This is a genomic window from Mycobacterium venezuelense (assembly GCF_054919535.1).
On the sequence record NZ_JBONDW010000016.1, the window covers coordinates 48,666 to 68,012 of the forward strand.

20 protein-coding genes are annotated in these 19,347 nt (G+C 68.1%); 10 read left to right on the plus strand and 10 right to left on the minus strand.

The window, feature by feature from the left end; all coding sequences use genetic code 11:
- Positions 1 to 35: 35 nt before the first annotated feature.
- Positions 36 to 1,271, plus strand: a complete 1,236-nt coding sequence (locus ACRCUN_RS23905; RefSeq protein ID WP_462144100.1) for an SLC13 family permease — start codon at positions 36 to 38, stop codon at positions 1,269 to 1,271.
- On the opposite strand, the gene ACRCUN_RS23910 is transcribed toward ACRCUN_RS23905, so the two are convergent.
- Complete coding sequence (locus ACRCUN_RS23910) at positions 1,268 to 2,692, minus strand: CehA/McbA family metallohydrolase (protein WP_462144101.1); 1,425 nt, start codon at positions 2,690 to 2,692, stop codon at positions 1,268 to 1,270. The genes ACRCUN_RS23905 and ACRCUN_RS23910 overlap by 4 nt on opposite strands.
- Positions 2,693 to 2,835: 143 nt before the next feature.
- Here ACRCUN_RS23910 and ACRCUN_RS23915 point away from each other — a divergent pair, with 143 nt between their 5' ends.
- Entirely contained in the window at positions 2,836 to 4,374 is a 1,539-nt protein-coding gene (locus ACRCUN_RS23915) for a purple acid phosphatase family protein (RefSeq protein ID WP_462144102.1), read from the plus strand.
- Between the two features lies 1 nt (position 4,375).
- Here ACRCUN_RS23915 and rlmB read toward each other — a convergent pair whose 3' ends face one another.
- Genes rlmB through carD form a run of 5 tightly spaced genes read right to left on the minus strand, consistent with a single transcriptional unit; the run spans position 4,376 to position 8,402 of the window.
- Complete coding sequence (gene rlmB / locus ACRCUN_RS23920) at positions 4,376 to 5,317, minus strand: 23S rRNA (guanosine(2251)-2'-O)-methyltransferase RlmB (protein ID WP_462144103.1); 942 nt, start codon at positions 5,315 to 5,317, stop codon at positions 4,376 to 4,378.
- On the minus strand, positions 5,317 to 6,723 hold the full coding sequence (cysS, locus tag ACRCUN_RS23925) for a cysteine--tRNA ligase (protein WP_462144104.1): 1,407 nt from the start codon (positions 6,721 to 6,723) through the stop codon (positions 5,317 to 5,319). The genes rlmB and cysS overlap by 1 nt, the downstream gene beginning before the upstream one ends.
- Positions 6,724 to 6,768: 45 nt before the next feature.
- Positions 6,769 to 7,242, minus strand: a complete 474-nt coding sequence (gene ispF / locus ACRCUN_RS23930) for a 2-C-methyl-D-erythritol 2,4-cyclodiphosphate synthase (RefSeq protein ID WP_462144105.1) — start codon at positions 7,240 to 7,242, stop codon at positions 6,769 to 6,771.
- A complete protein-coding gene (gene ispD, locus ACRCUN_RS23935) occupies positions 7,242 to 7,907 on the minus strand; it encodes a 2-C-methyl-D-erythritol 4-phosphate cytidylyltransferase (protein ID WP_462144106.1) in 666 nt (221 codons plus the stop codon). The genes ispF and ispD overlap by 1 nt, the downstream gene beginning before the upstream one ends.
- A gap of 6 nt (positions 7,908 to 7,913) precedes the next feature.
- Complete coding sequence (gene carD, locus ACRCUN_RS23940) at positions 7,914 to 8,402, minus strand: RNA polymerase-binding transcription factor CarD (RefSeq protein ID WP_003921720.1); 489 nt, start codon at positions 8,400 to 8,402, stop codon at positions 7,914 to 7,916.
- A gap of 285 nt (positions 8,403 to 8,687) precedes the next feature.
- Between carD and ACRCUN_RS23945 the strand changes: the two genes are divergently transcribed.
- Genes ACRCUN_RS23945 through disA form a run of 3 tightly spaced genes read left to right on the plus strand, consistent with a single transcriptional unit; the run spans position 8,688 to position 11,855 of the window.
- Positions 8,688 to 9,269, plus strand: coding sequence for a copper chaperone PCu(A)C domain-containing protein (locus ACRCUN_RS23945; RefSeq protein WP_462144107.1), 582 nt, complete (start codon positions 8,688 to 8,690; stop codon positions 9,267 to 9,269).
- A gap of 54 nt (positions 9,270 to 9,323) precedes the next feature.
- Positions 9,324 to 10,715 carry a DNA repair protein RadA gene (gene radA / locus ACRCUN_RS23950; protein ID WP_462144108.1) on the plus strand — a complete coding sequence of 464 codons (1,392 nt, stop codon included), beginning with the start codon at positions 9,324 to 9,326 and terminating at the stop codon, positions 10,713 to 10,715.
- Positions 10,716 to 10,775: 60 nt separating this feature from the next.
- Positions 10,776 to 11,855 (plus strand): DNA integrity scanning diadenylate cyclase DisA, encoded by a 1,080-nt coding sequence (gene disA, locus ACRCUN_RS23955; RefSeq protein WP_462144213.1) that lies wholly within the window; start codon positions 10,776 to 10,778, stop codon positions 11,853 to 11,855.
- 6 nt (positions 11,856 to 11,861) lie between these two features.
- Here disA and ACRCUN_RS23960 read toward each other — a convergent pair whose 3' ends face one another.
- Together ACRCUN_RS23960 and ACRCUN_RS23965 are read right to left on the minus strand one after the other, a co-directional pair.
- On the minus strand, positions 11,862 to 12,632 hold the full coding sequence (locus ACRCUN_RS23960) for a hypothetical protein (protein WP_462144109.1): 771 nt from the start codon (positions 12,630 to 12,632) through the stop codon (positions 11,862 to 11,864).
- Between the two features lie 71 nt (positions 12,633 to 12,703).
- Complete coding sequence (locus ACRCUN_RS23965; RefSeq protein ID WP_462144110.1) at positions 12,704 to 13,324, minus strand: carbonic anhydrase; 621 nt, start codon at positions 13,322 to 13,324, stop codon at positions 12,704 to 12,706.
- A gap of 25 nt (positions 13,325 to 13,349) precedes the next feature.
- Here ACRCUN_RS23965 and ACRCUN_RS23970 point away from each other — a divergent pair, with 25 nt between their 5' ends.
- On the plus strand, positions 13,350 to 14,237 hold the full coding sequence (locus ACRCUN_RS23970; RefSeq protein WP_462144214.1) for an iron-sulfur binding domain-containing protein: 888 nt from the start codon (positions 13,350 to 13,352) through the stop codon (positions 14,235 to 14,237).
- A 51-nt stretch (positions 14,238 to 14,288) separates the two neighbouring features.
- Positions 14,289 to 15,692, plus strand: coding sequence for an FAD-dependent oxidoreductase (locus ACRCUN_RS23975; RefSeq protein WP_462144111.1), 1,404 nt, complete (start codon positions 14,289 to 14,291; stop codon positions 15,690 to 15,692).
- On the opposite strand, the gene ACRCUN_RS23980 is transcribed toward ACRCUN_RS23975, so the two are convergent.
- On the minus strand, positions 15,632 to 16,612 hold the full coding sequence (locus ACRCUN_RS23980; RefSeq protein WP_462144112.1) for a helix-turn-helix domain-containing protein: 981 nt from the start codon (positions 16,610 to 16,612) through the stop codon (positions 15,632 to 15,634). The two genes, ACRCUN_RS23975 and ACRCUN_RS23980, sit on opposite strands and share 61 nt — an antisense overlap.
- A 71-nt stretch (positions 16,613 to 16,683) precedes the next feature.
- Between ACRCUN_RS23980 and ACRCUN_RS23985 the strand changes: the two genes are divergently transcribed.
- On the plus strand, positions 16,684 to 16,905 hold the full coding sequence (locus ACRCUN_RS23985; protein ID WP_462144113.1) for a hypothetical protein: 222 nt from the start codon (positions 16,684 to 16,686) through the stop codon (positions 16,903 to 16,905).
- On the opposite strand, the gene ACRCUN_RS23990 is transcribed toward ACRCUN_RS23985, so the two are convergent.
- Positions 16,888 to 17,649: an alpha/beta fold hydrolase gene (locus tag ACRCUN_RS23990; protein WP_462144114.1), complete on the minus strand. Its 762-nt coding sequence runs from the start codon at positions 17,647 to 17,649 to the stop codon at positions 16,888 to 16,890. The two genes, ACRCUN_RS23985 and ACRCUN_RS23990, sit on opposite strands and share 18 nt — an antisense overlap.
- Before the next feature lie 39 nt (positions 17,650 to 17,688).
- Between ACRCUN_RS23990 and mhuD the strand changes: the two genes are divergently transcribed.
- Together mhuD and ACRCUN_RS24000 are read left to right on the plus strand one after the other, a co-directional pair.
- Positions 17,689 to 18,006 (plus strand): mycobilin-forming heme oxygenase MhuD, encoded by a 318-nt coding sequence (gene mhuD, locus ACRCUN_RS23995; RefSeq protein ID WP_085143313.1) that lies wholly within the window; start codon positions 17,689 to 17,691, stop codon positions 18,004 to 18,006.
- Positions 17,981 to 19,345, plus strand: coding sequence for a serine hydrolase (locus ACRCUN_RS24000; protein ID WP_462144115.1), 1,365 nt, complete (start codon positions 17,981 to 17,983; stop codon positions 19,343 to 19,345). Before mhuD ends, ACRCUN_RS24000 begins: the two co-directional genes overlap by 26 nt.
- Positions 19,346 to 19,347: the final 2 nt, after the last annotated feature.

Genomic DNA, 19,347 nt, shown 5'->3' on the forward strand with positions numbered 1-19,347 from the left:
CACCGAATGTTCGACTGGCCGAAAGGATCTGCCACGTGATTCTGGCGGTGGTGCTGCTGGCCGTCGTTCTGGTGTTCGCGCTGGCTCGGCCGGAAGGCTGGCCAGAGGCCGCGGTGGCGGTTCCGGCGGCGGGCCTGTTGATCGCGGTCGGCTCGATCACTGTCGAGCAGGCCACCGATGAGGTGACCAGGCTGCTGCCGGTCGTGGGATTTCTCGCCGCGGTTCTCGTGCTCGCGCACATTTGTGACAAGGAGGGGCTCTTTCACGCCGCGGGGACGCTCATGACGCGGACCAGCGCCGGCAACCCACGCCGGCTCATGTCGATGGTGTTCCTGATCGCCGCCGCGACCACCGCCGCGTTGAGTCTCGACGCGACAGCCGTGCTGCTCACGCCCGTTGTGCTCGCGAGCGCCCGTGCGATGTCGGTCCCGGCGCGGCCGCACGCCTACGTGAGCGCCCATCTGGCGAACACCGCGTCGCTGGTGTTTCCGGTGTCCAATCTGACCAACCTGCTGGCCTTCACGACGGCGGGCATCTCGTTCATCCAGTTCACCGCGGTCATGTCGCTGCCGTGGCTCGCGGCGCTGGCCGTCGAGTTCCTGATCCTGCGGTGGTATTTCCGCCGCGAGTTGAAGGCCACCAAGCCTGCCGCGGCGCCACCCGCGCCCGAGATACCGGTGTTCGTGCTCGCCGTGCTGGCAGCCACTCTGGCCGGATTCGTCGTCACGTCGCTACTGGGCCACTCCCCCGCGTGGGCGGCGCTCGCCGGGGCGGTCGTGCTGGGGACACGCAGCCTGGGCAGCGGCCGCAGCACCGTCACCGGAATCGTGCGCGCGGTCAACCTGCCGTTCCTGGCGTTCGTGCTGTGCCTCGGCATCGTCGTCGACGCGGTCATGCTGCACGGCCTCGACGACGTGATGCGGGATGTGCTGCCTGTCGGCAACTCGCTTCCGGCCCTGCTCGGGTTGGCCGCCGTCGCCGCGGTGCTGTCCAACGCGGTCAACAACCTGCCAGCGGTCCTCGTGTTGCTACCACTGGTCGCGGCGTCCGGCCCTGGCGCGATCCTCGCCGTGCTCATCGGGGTGAACATCGGGCCGAACCTCACCTACGTCGGGTCGCTGGCGAATCTGCTGTGGCGCGACGTCGTGCACCGCAATGGATTGCGCGCCCCGTTCACCGAGTTCAGCGTCGTCGGGTTGTGTACGGTGCCGCTGACTCTCGTGGCAGCGGTTCTCGGCTTGTGGGCGGGTCTGCGGATATTCGGCGTCTAGCCGCGCTCAACGATCGCAGGCAGCCACACGGGATTCGTCAACGCCACCATCGGTCGCGGGACCGCGCGGCGACGTACCTCGGCCCGGACGAAACGCATCGAATCGCCGGATCCGGTCCACCGAATCGAGCCCGCGCCGGATTGATCGATGCGCACATCGGCGACGCGTCCGGCACCCGTGATGATCGCCATCCTGGTGTTCGGGGCACCGCTCACCGCGGCTGTCACCGTGACGTCCGCGGCGCCGGGAGCCACCGGCAACGTGTCACCCGGACCGGCAGCGAGAATGTGCCCGCCCACCGTGCAACTCGCTGTCAGGGTCAACTGCACCGCGCTGGACTCGGCGAGATAGCAGCGGCCGCGCCGCAGCGCGGCGACGAGATCGGCCGCCGACGAACCTTCAGCACGCACGACGGTCTGCGGACGCCCCACCGGCTGATGGGGACCATGCGAATCACTGCCCCCGACCGCGACGACCCGGCGTCCGCGGCGGAGCAGTCGGTGCCAAATGCGCAGGGAAGCCTCGTCATCCACGTTCCAGGCGCCGTTCCACACCTCGATCGCGTCGACGTCGTCGAACCCGAACTCCCACGCCGATCCCGGCACCGGCACAGCGGGGTGCGCGGCGACAACGAACCCGCCGTCCGCCCGGACCTCAGCCGCGAAACGCCGAAACACCCTGTCGGACGGCGTGTAGCGCCAATCGACCCAGTCGCGTGGGCCCAGCCCCACGGCCAGCCAGTGTCCGTGGCGGGTGGTCACCTCTTCGCCGCCGACCACGACCAGGCCCTCGGTGTCGCATTCGGGCCACACCCGGTTCGCCGAGTTCGTGTTGTGGTCGGTCGACACGATGAAATCGAGCCCGGCCGTGCGCGCGACGGCCGCCAGTTCAGCGGGCCGGTATCTGCCGTCGGAATGGACGGTGTGCAGGTGCAGATCGCCCCGGTACCAGCCCGCAGCGCGGTCCGTCGGGGCGGCCGGGTCGGCTTGCGGGCGCTGCAAGCCCGTGACGCCACAGCTCAACGCGATGTCGGCCTGCCACGTCATGCCCAACGGGTTGAGCACGACGGGCCCGAAGGCCAGCATCCAGCGGCCGGCATCGATCGGACCCGGCAAATAGCCGGGTGTCGCATGGCTGGCCGACAGACTGAATTCGCTGCGCGCGCCGCCGGACCAGCCGCGGAAGCCTGCGATGTTCCCCAGCTCGTGGCCCGCCGGGCCGAAGATGCCGAGATCGAGCACGTTGTTGACGACGGCGCCAAGGGAGAAGCGGCTGTGGACCGTGCTGACGTCGATCCGCCGCACCCCTTCCGGGACGTCGAACGGCACATACGCCCATTGGTCGATGCCGAATCCGAACCGGCCGCGGTACGACAGCGTGATCGTCGAGTCCGGCGGCTCGACGCGGACCTGTGTCTTCACGCACACATCGTCCACGGGCCATGTCTAGCCATGGGTTACGCCGACACGAACAGCGGTCGGACGGCCGCGGTCGGTTCTGCGGTGCCGACTCTGTTCACTTGGCCGTGCCGCGCCGTTCGTGTTGACCGGGTAGCACGGCGCAGGTGACCGACAACTCCGGCGTGAGCAGACGAACGTTGCTATTGGCGGGTAGCACCACCGCGATACTGGGGGCGGGCGTCGGCGTCGCCGCTGACGAGATCGTGCGGGCCACCACGAGCGGGCCGGACCTGTGGCAGCGCGAAGACCGCAGCGGCGCACCGCGAGTGAGCGGTCTGCACCTGCAGTACGGCGCGGATGCCGCATCCGAGGTGGTGGTGTCGTGGCATACCGACGTCGCGGTCGGCAAGCCGCGAGTCATGTTCGGCACCCCGAGCGATGGCCTCGGTGAAACCGCACCGGCCGACACCGTCACCTATCGCGATGCGCAGTCGGGCACCGAAATCCGCGTGCACCATGCCCGGCTGACCGGCCTGCTGCCCGACACCGACTACGTCTACGCCGCCGTGCACGACGGCGCGAATCCCGAACTCGGTACCGTCCGTTCGGCGCCGCGAGGACGGGCCGCACTGCGCTTCACCAGCTTTGGCGATCAGTCGACGCCGACGCTGGACGCGATGGTCGCCGACGCGTTCGGCAGCGACAGCCTCGGATCGCCCGCGGCTGGTGACATCACCAGCGCGGTCGAGCGGATGCGGCCGTTGTTCAATCTGGTCAACGGCGATCTGTGCTATGCCAACCTGTCCGGCGACCGCGTCAGGACGTGGTCGAACTGGTTCGAGAACAACTCCCGGTCGGCGCGTTACCGGCCGTGGATGCCAGCGGCAGGCAACCACGAGAACGAGCTCGGCAACGGCCCGATCGGTTACAGCGCCTACCAGGCTTACTTCGCGCTGCCCGATTCCGGAGCCGACGCCGAGCTGCGCGGCATGTGGTACGCGTTCACCGCCGGTGCAGTGCGGGTGATCAGCCTCAACAATGACGACGTGTGCTACCAGGACGGCGGCAACTCCTACGTCCATGGCTACTCCGGGGGAGCTCAAAGACGTTGGCTGGAAAGCGAATTGAAGCGTACCAGCGCCGACGCCGACATCGACTGGATCGTCGTCTGCATGCACCAGACAGCGGTGTCGACCGCCGACCGGACCAACGGGGCCGACCTCGGCATCCGCGAGAACTGGCTGCCGCTGTTCGACCGCTACGGCGTGGACCTGGTGGTGTGCGGCCATGAGCATCACTACGAGCGCTCGCACCCGGTCCGCGGCACGCTGCCGACCGACACGCTGACCCCGAATCCTGTCGAAGACGGCAGCGGCACAGTGCATCTCGTAATCGGTGGCGGTGGTACGTCGATACCGTCCAACCGCATGTTCTTCGCCGAACGACGTTGCCGCGTGCTCACCGGGGTCGAGGCACCCGACCCCGCGCTGAAGAAACGCAAACCGCGATACGTCGAGGAGTCAGCGCCGTGGTCGGCCTTCCGCGACCTTGACAACGCCTACGGGTTCGTCATGTTCGATGTCGATCCGGGGTCGCCTGGCGGTGAGACATCGATCCAGGCAACGTATTTCGCAGTGACCGGCCTGTTCGGCGAGACGACACCGGTGGACCGCTTCACGCTGCGCAAGCCCCGCAAGGGCTGACCTAGCCGCGGCGCTGGCGCGCGATCTCGGCGAGTACCACGCCCGCGGCGACCGAGGCGTTGAGCGACTCGGTGGGCCCGGCCATCGGGATCGACACCACCGCGTCGCAGTTCTCCCGGACCAGACGCGAGAGCCCTTTACCTTCGGAGCCGACCACCACGACCATGGGGCCCGTGCCGTCGAGTTCGTCGAGTGTCGTGTCGCCGCCGGCGTCCAGCCCGACGATCTGCAGGCCGGCGTCGGCCCAGCTCTTCAGTGTCCGGGTGAGATTCGTCGCGCGGGCTACCGGCGTGCGGGCCGCGGCGCCGGCGCTCGTGCGCCAGGCCACCGCGGTCACCGAGGCCGAACGGCGCTGCGGGATCACGACACCGTGGCCGCCGAACGCGGCCACCGAACGCACGATCGCGCCGAGGTTGCGTGGATCGGAGATGTTGTCGAGGGCAACCAGAAGTGCGGGCGTGGACTCGGCCTTGGCCGCCGCGAGCAGATCCTCGGGGTGGGCGTAGTTGTACGGCGGCACCTGCAAGCCGAGGCCCTGATGCAGTGCGTTAGAGCTCATCCGGTCGAGATCGGTGCGCGGTACCTCGAGAATCGAGATGCCCCGGTCTGCGGCGATCTGAACGGCCTCGGTGACCCGCTCGTCGGCGTCGGTGCCCAACGCAACATACAGCGCGGTCGCGGGGACTTTCGCCCGCAGGCACTCCAGCACCGGGTTACGGCCGAGCACGAGTTCGGTGTCGTCGGTCTTGCGCGGGCGGCCCTGCTGCTGGCGGGCCGCCTTGGCCGCCTTCTTGGCGGCCGGATGGTTGGGCCGCATGTGCGCGGGCGGGGTCGCGCCGCGGCCCTCGAGGCCACGACGGCGTACGCCGCCGGACCCGACCGGCGGCCCTTTCTTCGTTCCGGACTTGCGAATCGCGCCGCGGCGCTGTGAATTTCCGGCCATTACTTGATATCCCGATCGAGTAGGGCCCACTGCGGGCCGTCGGCGGTATCGGTGACCTCGATACCGGCCTCTTTGAGGCGGTCCCGGATCGCGTCGGCCGCCGCCCAGTCACGGTTTGCGCGGGCCTCGGTCCGGCTGGTCAGCGCCCACTGCACGAGAACGTCGACGGCGGCCAGCGCAGCCGATGTTTCGTCGCGCGACTCCCAGCGTTCGTCGAGCGGATCGCAGCCGAGAATGCCCATCATGGACCGGATCGCGGTGGCCTGAGCCATCGCTCCCGCGTGATCGCCCGCGTCGAGCGCCCGGTTGCCCTCGGCCCGTGCGGCGTGCACCTCGGCCAGTGCGATCGGCACCGACAGGTCGTCGTTGAGTGCCGCTGCGAACTTCGGTGTCCACTCACCCACCGCGATGCTGCCGACCCGGTTGCGCACCCGGTGGAGGAAATCCTCGATGCCGGTGTAGGCCTTCACCGCGTCCTGCAGCGCGGTCTCGGAGAACTCCAGCATGGACCGGTAATGCGCACTGCCCAGGTAGTACCGCAACTCGGCAGCCCGAACCCGTTGAAGCACAGCGGGAATGGCGAGCACGTTGCCCAGCGACTTGCTCATCTTCTCGCCGCCCATGGTGACCCAGCCGTTGTGCAGCCAGTACCGCGCGAAGCCGTCACCGGCCGCGACTGCCTGAGCGATCTCGTTCTCGTGGTGCGGGAAGACCAGGTCCATACCGCCGGCGTGGATGTCGAACTGAGCACCCAGGTAGGCCTCGCACATCGCCACACATTCGGTGTGCCAACCCGGACGGCCGCGGCCCCACGGCGTCGGCCACGACGGCTCACCGGGTTTGGCGCCCTTCCACAGCGTGAAGTCGCGTTGATCGCGCTTGCCGGTCGCCACACCCTCGCCCTGGTGCACGTCGTCGATCCGGTGACCGGACAGCTCCCCGTAGCTCGGCAGGCTCAACACGTCGAAATACACGTCGCCGCCCGCCGCATAGGCATGGCCCTTGTCGATGAGGCGCTCGATGAGCTCGACCATCTGGGTGATGTGCCCGGTGGCGCGGGGCTCGGCCGACGGTGGCAGCACTCCCAGCGCCTCGTAGGCGGCCGTGAAAGCGCGCTCATAGGTCGCGGCCCACTCCCACCACGGGCGGCCCGCATCGGCGGCCTTGTTGAGGATCTTGTCGTCGATGTCGGTGACGTTGCGGATGAACGCGACGTCGTAGCCGTTGGCGGTCAGCCAGCGGCGCAGCACGTCGAACGCAACCCCACTACGGACGTGACCGATGTGTGGCAGACCTTGCACGGTCGCGCCGCACAGGTAGATAGAGGCGTGGCCCGGCCGCAACGGCACGAAATCACGTACGGCACCGGCCATGGTGTCGTAGAGACGTAGGTCGGTGTCGGTCACTTCGGCCGACCGTTCGCTCCGCTCACGACGCGCCAGCTTACCGGGCTATTCAGCGGGAATTACCAGAGCGGTCGCGATGGCGGCCAATCCTTCGCCCCGACCGGTGAGCCCGAGGCCGTCGGTGGTGGTCGCCGATACCGACACCGGCGCGCCGACCAACCCCGAGAGCACCCGCTGGGCTTCCTCCCGGCGCGGCCCGACCTTCGGCCGGTTACCGACCACCTGCACCGCGGCGTTGCCGACGCGATAACCGGCTGTCTGAAGCAATCCGTGCACGTGACGCAGCATGTCGGTGCCGCTCACCCCCTGCCATTCCGGGCGCCCGGTGCCGAACACCGTCCCGAGATCGCCGAGGCCCGCAGCGCTCAGCAAGGCGTCGCACAGGGCGTGCGCGGCGACGTCGCCGTCGGAATGGCCCGCGCAGCCGTCGGCGTCGTCGAAGTGCAGGCACAGCAGCCAGCACGGCCGGCCCGCCTCGATGGGATGGACGTCGGTTCCCAGCCCGACCCTCGGCAGCATCACGAGTTCCTGGCCAGCACTGCCTCGGCGAGCAGCATGTCCATCGGGGTGGTGATCTTGAACGCGAGCGGATCCCCGTCCACGATCTGCACCGGGGTGCCGAGCTGCTCGACGAGCGACGCGTCGTCGGTCACGCCACCCGCACCTGCGCGCCCATAGGCGCGGCGCAGCACGTCGGCGTGAAAACCCTGGGGAGTCTGCACGGCACGCAACCCGGCGCGTTCCGGTGTGCCGAGCACCGCACCGTTCGCGTCGACGGCTTTGACGGTGTCGGCCAGCGGGAGGCCGGGAACCACTGCCGCATGCCCGTCCCGCAGCGCCTGCACGACGCGGGCGATCAGGGCGGGCGGCGTCAACGCCCTCGCGGCGTCATGCACCAGGATGAATTCGGCATCGCCGGCCGCTGCCAGCGCCAGCCCCACGGATTCCGTCCGGTCGGCACCACCGGCGACGATTTCGGCGTCGCCACCGAACACGAGCTTCGACTCGTCGGTCAGTGCGGGCGGAACCGCGACCACGACCCGGTCGATCACCCCAGAAGCACGAAGCCCCGCGAGGGCGTGCTCCAACAGGGGCGAACCCCCCAATTTGACGAATGCTTTCGGTCGACCCGCGCCGAGCCGCTCACCAGAGCCGGCAGCCGGGACGACGGCAACCGTTGCCACAGCGTGTCAGGACGCGGCGGCCAGAACCTCGTCGAGGATGGTCTCAGCCTTGGCATCGTCGGTGTTCTCGGCCAGCGCGAGCTCACCGACGAGAATCTGCCGAGCCTTGGCCAGCATGCGCTTCTCACCGGCGGACAGGCCGCGCTCCTGATCACGACGCCACAGGTCGCGGACGACCTCAGCAACCTTGTTCACGTCGCCCGAGGCCAGCTTCTCGAGGTTGGCCTTGTAGCGGCGCGACCAGTTGGTCGGCTCTTCGGTGTGCGGCGCACGCAGCACCTGGAAAACCTTGTCGAGACCTTCCTGGCCCACGACATCACGAACACCGACATACTCCGCGTTCTCTGCGGGTACTCGAACGGTCAGATCCCCCTGGGCGACCTTGAGGACGAGATATTCCTTCTGCTCGCCTTTGATAGTCCGGGTTTCGATCGCCTCGATCAACGCAGCACCGTGGTGTGGATAGACGACGGTGTCTCCGACCTTAAAAATCATCTGATTCGAGCCCCTTTCGCTACTCCATGCTAACACGGGCCTCGATCGCACGCGGACCAACGGCGCAGGTCAGGGGCACTGCAGGTGAAGAGTAGGGGTTGACATGGTGACGAAACCGTGCAACCACAGCACGTTTGCCGGGCCTGAAAGAGACCGCCGCGCAAACACGTTCCGAACAAGTTCGACCGCAGATCGGGCCCTCCACCAAGCCCTCGTATTCCGCCTATCACCGCCACCTACTACTCTGCATAGTCGAAGATGGGCGACCCAGTTCAGGAGGCTTGAGTGAACCGCTTGACATTCCGCGCCTCGGCCGGTTTGGCCGCGTGCGGCCTGGCCGCCGTGGCACTCACCGCATGTGGTGCCGGGCAGGTCTCCCAGACAGCCACCCAGGAGCCCGCGGTCAACGGCGTAAACGCCCAGGCCGGCGAGGTCTCGCTGCGCAATGTGCACCTGCGTGCCCCGCAGCAGGGCGACTACGTCCAGCCGGGCTCCGCGGTCGAGCTGTTGTTCGTCGCGGTCAACGACTCCCCCGAGGCCGACAACAAGCTCGTGTCGATCACGTCGGATGTCGGCGAGGTGACCCTGTCGGGTGACAGCACCGTCCCGGCGAGTGGCGTCCTCCTCGTCGGCGAACCCGACGGGCAGATCGCGCCGGTCGAGGAGGCCGAATCCGCTGACGCCGTCACGGCTGAGGTTTCGCTCACGAAGCCGGTCACCAACGGTTTGCTCTACGACTTCACGTTCAACTTCGAGAACGGCGAAACCACCGTCGCCGTGCCGATCTCGGCGGGTAACGAACCGCGCCGCGATCAGACCGGTGAGACCCAGGAAGCCGAGGGCGGCGAGGCCGGCGGCCACCACTAGGCCGCAGCGGGTGTCGTGACCGGAAGTGTCGGTGTCAGCCGATACTGTCACTGCGTGGCCGGTTCGAAAGTACGTTCGCAGTACCGCTGCTCGGAGTGTCAGCACGCCACGCCCAAGTGGGTCGGCCGCTGCGCCAATTGCGGCACGTGGGGAACGGTCGACGAGGTAGCCGTGCTGTCCTCGGTCGGCGGCTCGGTCCGGCGGTCCGTCGCTCCCACATCCCCCGCCGTCCCGATCACCTCGATCGACCCCGGCATCACCCGGCACTACTCCACCGGAGTCAGCGAACTCGACCGCGTGCTCGGCGGCGGGCTCGTTGCGGGTTCGGTGACGCTTTTGGCCGGCGATCCAGGGGTCGGTAAGTCGACGCTGCTGCTCGAGGTGGCCAACCGCTGGGCGCACACCGGCAGGCGCGCGCTCTACCTGTCTGGCGAGGAGTCGGCGGGCCAGATCCGGTTGCGGGCCGAACGCACCCGCTGCACCCACGACAACGTGTACCTGGCCGGCGAATCCGACCTGCAGATCGCGCTCGGCCACATCGACGAGGTCCGGCCCAGCCTGGTGGTGGTCGACTCGGTGCAGACCATGTCCACCACCGAGGCCGACGGCGTGACGGGCGGGGTCACGCAGGTGCGTGCGGTGACGACGGCGCTCACGGCCTACGCCAAGATGGCCACGGGAGACCCGGCGGTGGCCATGATCCTGGTCGGTCACGTCACGAAGGACGGCGCGATAGCCGGTCCCCGTTCGCTGGAGCATCTGGTCGACGTCGTGCTGCACTTCGAGGGCGACCACACCTCGAGCCTGCGAATGGTGCGCGGGGTCAAGAACCGCTTCGGCGCGGCCGACGAGGTCGGGTGTTTTCAGTTGCACGACAACGGGATCGAATGCGTCAGCGATCCGTCTGGTCTGTTCTTGGACCAGCGGACCGCGCCCGTCCCCGGGACCTCGGTGACCGTGACGCTCGACGGCAAGCGCCCGATGATCGGCGAGGTGCAGGCACTCGTCGCGGCCCCGGCCGGCCCGCCGCGCCGCGCGGTCAGCGGTATCGATTCGGCCCGCGCCGCGATGATCGGCGCCGTGTTGCAGACCCGCTGCGGGTTGCCTATCGGCGGCAATGACCTCTACCTGTCCACGGTCGGCGGTATGCGGCTCACCGACGCTTCCGCGGACCTCGCGGTGGCGCTGGCCATCGGCTCGGCCTACCTCGGGATCGCGCTGCCGATGAATGCGGTGGCGATCGGCGAGGTCGGGCTTGCCGGCGATCTGCGCCGCGTCACGGGCATGGAACGCAGGCTCACCGAGGCCGCCCGGCTGGGCTTCAACATCGCCGTGGTGCCGCCCGGGATTAACTCCGTACCCAATGGGCTGCGGGCCATCACGGTCGACAACATCGGGGCGGCGTTGCGGGCGCTGAAGGACATCGGAGAGGATGGCGCCAAATAGCGGCCGACACTAGGAGGGCTGATGGCCGTGAAGTCCGGCGGCAGAACCGGGCGCAACGTCGTGCACCTGGCCCGGCCGACGTTGCGCGAAACGCTCGGCCGGCTCGCCCCTGGCACGCCGCTGCGCGATGGGCTGGAACGCATCCTGCGAGGTAAGACGGGCGCACTGATCGTGCTCGGCTACGACGACAGCGTCGAGGCGATCTGCGACGGCGGCTTCGTGCTCGACGTACGCTACGCCCCCACCCGGCTGCGTGAGCTGTCGAAGATGGACGGCGCGGTCGTACTGTCCAGTGACGGAAGCCGCATCGTGCGCGCCAACGTCCAACTCGTGCCCGATCCCTCGATCCCGACCGACGAGTCCGGCACCCGGCACCGCTCCGCCGAGCGCACGGCCATCCAGACCGGCTATCCGGTCGTGTCGGTGAGCCACTCGATGAGCATCGTGACGGTCTACGTCGCGGGCGAACGCCATGTGGTGCCGGATTCGGCGACCATCCTGTCTCGGGCCAACCAGACCATCGCGACCCTCGAACGCTACAAGGGCCGCCTCGACGAGGTGAGCCGGCAGCTCTCGACGGCCGAGATCGAGGACTTCGTGACGCTGCGCGACGTCATGACCGTGGTGCAGCGGTTGGAGATGGTGCGGCGGATCAGCCTCGAGATCGACGCCGACGTGGTCGAACTCGGCACCGACGGCCGTCAGCTCAAGCTGCAGCTCGACGAGTTGGTGGGCGACAACGACACCGCCCGCGAGCTCATCGTGCGCGACTACCACGCCAACCCCGACCCGCCGACCGCCGCTCAGGTGAGCGCGACACTCGATGAACTGGATGCGCTGACCGACAACGAGCTGCTCGACTTCACCACGCTGGCAAGGGTTTTCGGGTACCCGTCGACGGCCGAGGCGCAGGATTCGGCGATGAGCTCCCGTGGCTACCGCGCGATGGCAGGCATATCGAGGCTGCAGTTCGCGCACGTGGACCTGCTGGTGCGTTCCTTCGGGTCACTGCAGGGCCTGCTGGCGGCCAGCGCCGACGACCTGCAGTCGGTAGAAGGCATCGGGTCGATGTGGGCCCGCCATATCCGAGAAGGGCTGTCGCTGCTGGCCGAGTCGACGATCGCCGACCGGCTGGCCTGAGTCTGCTCAGTTACCCGGGACGGGCGCTTCCACGGCGGGCGCGTCGGCCGGTGGCGGCGCGGGCTGCTGAGGATTCGGCTGCGCCAGTATGAACGGCACTGACGCCGATCTCAGGTTGCCGAGCTGAACGATCAGGTTGTACGTGCCCGGCCCGATCGCCTGCCGCGGGAGCGGGCACTGCGGGGCCGAACCCATCCCGGTCCAGGTCACCTCGGTCGTGACCTGCTCGCCCGGGTTGAAGGTCTTGACCAGGGTTTCGTTGGACGGGGCGCAGTCCAGGTTCGACCACAGCCGGGTGTTGTCCAGCGAGTAGACGTAGGCGGCCAGTACCGCGGCGCCTACGTCGCGCTGGCACGCGACCAGGCCGATGTTGGTGACCACCATGGTGAACTTCGGCTGATCGCCGACCACATACTCGGGCTGGCTCGTGATGCCTTTGACGGCCAGCGTCGAATCGGGGCAGTCGTCGCCCTCTTTGAGCACCGGCGGCGGAGTGACCGCGGCGGTGGGAGTGGGTGTGGGCGGCGGCGCCTGCTGCGCGGGCGGTACCACCGGGGTCTTGACTTCCGGATTCTCGCCGGGCAGCGGAGTCGGCGGGGCGGCCGTTGCGGTGGGCTGGTCGGCGGACTTGGTCTCGGCACCCGAGCTGTTGGTGACGATCACCGCGACGATTGCGGCGATGACCCCGATGACGACTACCGCGATTCCGATAGCCAGCGCCCTGCGCCGCCGGTAAATCTCCGGGGGCAGGGGGCCCTGAGGTTCGAGATCCAACACGACTTTCACGGTAAGCCCAGGTCATGCCTACTCGGCCCAGGCGCCCCGGCGTGTCGGCGGTGAGCTTCGCGTCAGGCTTCGCCGATGTCGCCCAGATGGCTGCGCATCTCGACCCGGCCGTCGGCCAGATGGTAGGTCGCGCCGACGATGGCTTGCGTGCCCGCGGCAAGCCCCTGGGCGATCGCGGACGAGCGCATCTGGAGCTGCGAGACCGTCTCCTTGACGTGCCAGGCCTCGAATTCGTCGACGCGGCTGATACCGGCGTGCCGGCCCATCAGGATCGACGGCGTGACCCGCTCGACGATGTCGCGCACGTAGCCGCCGGGCACCTGACCGTCGTCGAGTGCGTTGATGGCGGCCTTGACCGCGCCGCAGCTGTCGTGGCCAAGCACCACGATCAGCGGCACCTCGAGGATCGAAACCGCATACTCGATCGAGCCGAGCACCGCGTTGTCGATCACGTGGCCCGCAGTGCGGACGACGAACATGTCGCCCAGTCCCTGGTCGAACAGGATCTCAGCGGCCACCCGGCTGTCACCGCATCCGAACACCACCGCGGTCGGCTTCTGCGCGTGCGTCAGGCTGGCTCGGCGCGCGATGTCCTGGCTGGGATGCTGCGGTTCGCCAGCCACGAAGCGGGCGTTACCGTCCTTGAGTGCCTTCCACGCGGATACCGGATTCGAGTTGGGCATGCCTGCCATTCTGCCTGAGGCGTCGATGAGCATCGACTCCGGCGAGCTTGTGGGCTGGTATGCCCATGCCCAGCGGGACCTGCCGTGGCGGCGCCCCGGCGTCACCGCCTGGCAGATCCTGGTGAGCGAGTTCATGTTGCAGCAGACCCCGGTCGCCCGCGTCGAGCCGATCTGGCTGGCCTGGATCGACCGCTGGCCCACCCCGTCGGCGACGGCTGCCGCGGGTCCGGCCGAGGTGCTGCGCGCGTGGGGCAAGCTCGGCTATCCGCGGCGCGCCAAACGGTTGCACGAATGCGCCGTCGTGATCTCCGCCGAGCACGGCGACGTGGTGCCTTCGGATGTCGAGACGCTGCTGACGCTCCCCGGCATCGGCGCATACACGGCGCGCGCCGTGGCCTGCTTCGCCTACGGGGCGAGCGTTCCGGTCGTCGACACCAACGTGCGTCGAGTGGTCACCAGGGCCGTGCACGGCCGTGCCGACGCAGCGGCTTCGAGCAGCGCCCGCGACCTCGACGAGGTGGCCGCGTTGTTGCCTGCCGATGCGACGGCGCCGACGTTCTCGGCTGCACTGATGGAGTTGGGCGCCACGGTGTGCACCGCACGGGCGCCGCGCTGCGGCATCTGTCCGTTGAGCCGGTGCCAGTGGCGTTCGTCGGGCTATCCGGCGAGCACCGTCGTCCGCCGGGTGCAGCGGTACGCGGGCACCGATCGTCAGGTGCGCGGCAAACTACTGGATGTGTTGCGCGACAACAACTCTCCGGTCACCCGCGCGGAGCTCGACGTGGTGTGGCTGACCGATCCGGCTCAGCGCGACCGCGCGCTGGACTCGTTGCTCGTCGACGGCCTGGTCGAGCAGACCGCCGACGGCCGCTTCGCGCTCGCCGGCGAAGGTGAGCCGGCCGCCCGGGATTGAGGTACCCGGTTACCCTATTCGCCCACGCCCATCTCGCTGAACACTGCGACCATGGACGTTCGTGGCGATCACGCGGTAGTTCTTGGTGCGAGCATGGCCGGAGCACTGGCCGCCAGGGTGCTCGCCGACCACTACCGGACGGTGACTGTCGTCGAACGCGACGCATTGCCGGCCACCCCGGAGAACCGGCGCGGCGTTCCGCAGGGCAGCCATGCTCATGCACTGTTGGCCCGCAGCTCGCAGATTCTTGACGGGCTCTTTCCTGGCTTTCTTGACGAACTCGTTGCCGGCGGCGTCACCAAGTGGGACGACGGCGATCTGGCGAAGCTGTGGATCTCGGTAGGCGGCCATGTCTTGTTGCGGTCCGGCACCGTTCCCGACACCGCACCTCAGTACTTTCCGAGCCGGTCTTATCTCGACTGGAACGTACGCAGGCGATTGGCCGCGCTGCCGAACGTAGAAATCCGTACCGGCCGAAACGTCCGCAGTCTGATGACGACGCCGGATCGCCGCCGGATCACCGGGGTGCGGCTGGAGAGCACGGACGGCGAAGGCACAGAGCTGACGGCGGATCTCATCGTCGATGCGACCGGACGCGGTTCGCGGGCACCGGTGTTCCTGGACGAGCTCGGGTACGGGCGCCCTCGCGAGGACGAGCTGACGGTACGACTCGCCTACGCGAGCCAGTTGCTGGCGATGCCGTCCGAGGCGATCCCCCAGCACGGCGTCGCAATCTTTCCTGAGCCCGGCCGACCCAAGACGTGGGCGCTGATCGGCTACGAGCACGACACATGGATTTTGACCGTCGGTTCCATGGCTGGCATCGAGCCGCCCGCGAATTGGGACGAAATGCTGGAATACGGGGCGGATTTCGCGCCTCCGCACGCACTTGAGGCGGTACGGGCAGCCGCGCCCGTCGGCACGGTCGCGCACTACCGGGTGCCGTCCAACCGGTGGCGTCGCTACGACAAGATGCGGCGGCTTCCCGAGGGCCTGCTCGTGATCGGCGATGCCATCGCCAGCTTCAATCCGATCTACGGCCAGGGCATGACGCTCGCGTCGATCGAGGCGGTGTTGCTGCGCGACTGCCTTCGCCGGTCCGACCGCGACCTGCCGCGTCGTTTCTTCGACGCTTCGGCGCGCAAGCTGAAGGTCGCGTGGCAGACGGCGGTCGGAGCCGATCTGGCGCTTCCCGAGGTGTCCGGTCCCCGGCCGCTGTCCATGCGGCTGAGCAACGCCTATCTGGAACGCGTCATGACCGCCGCCGAACGGGATCCGGTGGTGACCAATCAGCTGACCCGGGTGACCGGCATGGTCGACTCACCGGCCCGGCTGCTGTGGCCCGCGTTCATGCTGCGCGTTGCGCGCTCCGGACGCGCCGCGGCGCCCGACGGTTACGCGGTGGCCTCCGCGACCTCGGATTCGTCGCCCGCACAAGCGAACCGGCGGCGATAGTCCGACGGCGTAACGCCGATCACGCGCCGGAAGTGGTGGCGCAACAAAGTGGCCGTACCGAATCCGGCCTGACCGGCGATCCAGTCGATGTCCAGATCGGTCTCCTCGAGGAGCCGGCGCGCATAGAGCACGCGCTGATCGGTGATCCATTGCATCGGCGTCGTACCGGTCTCCTCGACGAACCGGCGCGCGAAGGTCCGCGTCGACATCGCCGCCCGCTTGGCCAGAGTCGAGACGGTGTGCGGCTTGTCGAGGTTGCCGATGATCCAATCGAGGTGCGGGGCAAAGCGTTCCGAACACCGGACCGGGATCGGCTGGTCGATGAACTGTCGTTGGCCGCCGTCGCGCTGCGGCGGGACCACCATCCGGCGGGCGATCTTGTTGGTGACCTCGCTGCCCAGTTCCCGGCGCACGAGGTGCAGGCACGCATCGATGCCCGCGGCGGTTCCCGCGCTCGTGATGAGGTTGCCGTCATCGACGTAGAGCACGTTGCGGTCCACCCTCGCCGTCGGATACAGCCTGGCCAGTTCGTCGGCATGCATCCAGTGCGTTGTGCACGGCCTGCCGTCGAGCAGTCCGGCCGCACCGGCCAGGAACGCACCCGAGCAGACGGTCAGGATGATCGAGCCCGAGGCGGCGGCGGCCCGCACCGCGTCCAACGCCTCGGGCAGGTAGTCCGACCCGCCGATCGCCGGAATCGCCACCAGGTCGGCCCCGACGAGATCGTCGAGACCGTGGTCCGGCGTGATCGTCGCCCCGACCGACGTCCGCAACGGCTTACCCGGCTCCGGGCCGCAGACCTTGAAGTCGAATTTCGGCACCCCGTCGGCAGATCGGTCGATGCCGAAGACCTCGCAGATCACCCCGAACTCAAAAATCGCTAGCCCATCGAGCACTAGCGTCGATACGCTTTTAAGCATGGCAGCATTTTATCGCAAGGTGTCAGCGCTGCCACTGTTGGCGGGATTTCGACGCTACAAAAATTACTGCCATGACTGTTGCACTCGCTCTGTTGATCCTCATATCGCCGTTTGTGGTCGCCGCAGCGCTGAGCTGGGCAGCGCACCGTGACGGCATCCTGCGTTTCCGCATGGACCTGTTCGCCCCGGATTACGACTCGTATCGCGCCGAACACGAACTCGACGCGATCCGCACCCGCTTCGAGCACGATCCGGTCTGGCCGTCCGCCGGTGTCCTAGGTGAGCGACGCTAGAAAACCCGAGACGGCGTCGCGATAGATCTGCGGCTGTTCGTCGTGGATCAGATGACCGGCCCCGGCGACGTGCAAATACGTTGTCCGGTGGCCGGTTTCGTCCATCTGGCGCATTTGTCCGGTCGGCGCCACCGAGTTGCCCGCCTCAAGGAGCAGCGTCGGCACCTTCACCGCGCGCCACTGCTCCCAGTAGTCCCGCCTACCCCATTCGGCCGCGATGTCGAGCCACCACTGCGGATGGCCATGCAGGCGCCAGCCCGTGGCGGTCCGGTCGAACGCCTCGAGGAAATACTGGCCGGCGACCGGCCCGAACTCGTCGTAAACCTCTTGCGCTGAACCGAATTCGACCGGCAGCGCGTGTACCCACGGCTCCCACGGCCCCGTGGTGCGGCCCCGGAAGTCAGGCGCCATGTCCTCGACCACCACCGCGGTGACCAGATCCGGTCGCGAACCCGCCAGACACCACGAGTGCAACGCACCCATCGAATGGCCGACCAGGACGGCCGGTCGCCCCAGCGCGGCGACCGCGTCGCCGAGATCGGCCACGAACCGCTCGGTGCTGATCGGATACGGATCGGGAACGTCACGTCCGCGATGCCACGGCGCGTCGTAGGTGTACACCTCCCCCAGCCCGGTCAGCCACGGCAACTGACGCGACCACGTGCTGCCACGCCCCATCAGCCCGTGCACCAGGACGATGGGGGCGCCGTGACCACCGCGGTGGGTGAGGAGATCTGTGACCATGCCGTTATCTTGCCGAGGAGTCACGGTAGCCTGAACGGCATGCCCGTCGTGAAGATCAACGCCATCGAGGTCCCGCCCAACGCAGGCCCCGAACTGGAGAAGCGGTTCGCGCACCGTGCACACGCCGTCGACAATCAGCCGGGCTTTCTGGGCTTCCAGCTGCTGCGCCCGGTCAAGGGCGAAGACCGCTACTTCGTCGTGACGCAGTGGGAGTCCGAGGAAGCATTCCAGGCCTGGGCTTCCGGCCCCGCGATCGAGGCGCACAAGGGTCAACAGGCTAACCCCGTGGCAACCGGGGCTTCGCTGCTGGAGTTCGAGGTTGTGTTGGACGTTGCGGGGCCCGGCGCCCAGGCGTAGCCGGGGCCGGGCGTTGCGCCGCGCGGCCGGTCTGGCGACTATCGTCGCGGTCGCCGCAACCCTGGCTTGCGGCTGTTCGCACAGCGTGGCCCCAGCGGCCGAGGTGTCTTACGGCGCCCACATCGACACCAAGACTCCTCCCGGCTTACGGGCCAAGCAGACCATGGACATGCTGAACTCCGACTGGCCCATCGGGCCGATCGGGGTGCGCACCCTGGCTGCCCCGGAGGCGGTCGACGAGGTCGGCACGAAGATGGATTCCATCTGGTGGGATCGCCCGTTCCGGGTCACCTCGGTCGACATCGGCGCAGGCCAGGCCACGCTGCACGTACTCACGTCGTACAACGTGGCCCAGGACATCGAGCTGCGCACCGACGATCTCGGCATGGTGGACCGCTTCGAGATCAACACCGTGCATCCGACCATCGACAAGTGGTCCGATATCGACGAAGAGATCGCCAAGACCGGCGCCAAGTACTCGTATCAGGTGTCGAAGGTGACCGACGGCAAGTGCGAGACGGTCGCCGGCACCAACACCGATCTGTCGCTGCCGTTGGCTTCGATCTTCAAACTATATGTGCTGCTTGCGGTCTCGGACGCGATCAAGGCCAAGACGCTGAGCTGGGACGACAAGCTGACCATCACCAAGGACGGCAAGGCGCTCGGCTCGGCGGGGCTGGACAAGCTGCCGCCGGGCGCCCAGATCACCGTCCGGACCGCGGCGCAGCAGATGATCTCGGCCAGCGACAACATGGCCACCGATCTGCTGATCGCGCGGATGGGCACCGGCGCGGTGGAACGTGCCCTGGTCACCGCGGGTCATCACGACCCGGCCAGCATGACGCCGTTCCCGACGATGCACGAGGTGTTCTCGGTCGGCTGGGGTGAGCCGAACCTGCGCGAGCAATGGAAGAACGCTTCGCCAGAAGACCGGGTTCGGCTCTTCAAGCAGACCAATTCCCGCCCCTATCAACCAGATCCGAACCGCACCCATACCCCGGCCTCCAACGATGGCCTGGAGTGGTTCGGCAGCGCGGCCGACATCTGCCGCGTGCACGCGGCCCTGCAGAAGTCGGCGGTCGGTGAGGCAGCGCCCGTCAAGCAGATCCTCTCGGCGCTGCCCGGTATCGATCTGGATCCGGCGAAGTGGCATTACATCGGCGCCAAAGGCGGAAATCTGCCCGGCGATCTGACATTCAGTTGGTACGCGGTCGATCACACCGGGCAGCCGTGGGTCGTGAGTTTCCAATTGAACTGGCCGCAGTTCCGCAGTCCCACCGCGGCGGGGTGGCTGCTGTCGATCGCAAAGCGCGCATTCGCGCTCGCCCCGGTCGGGTAAGT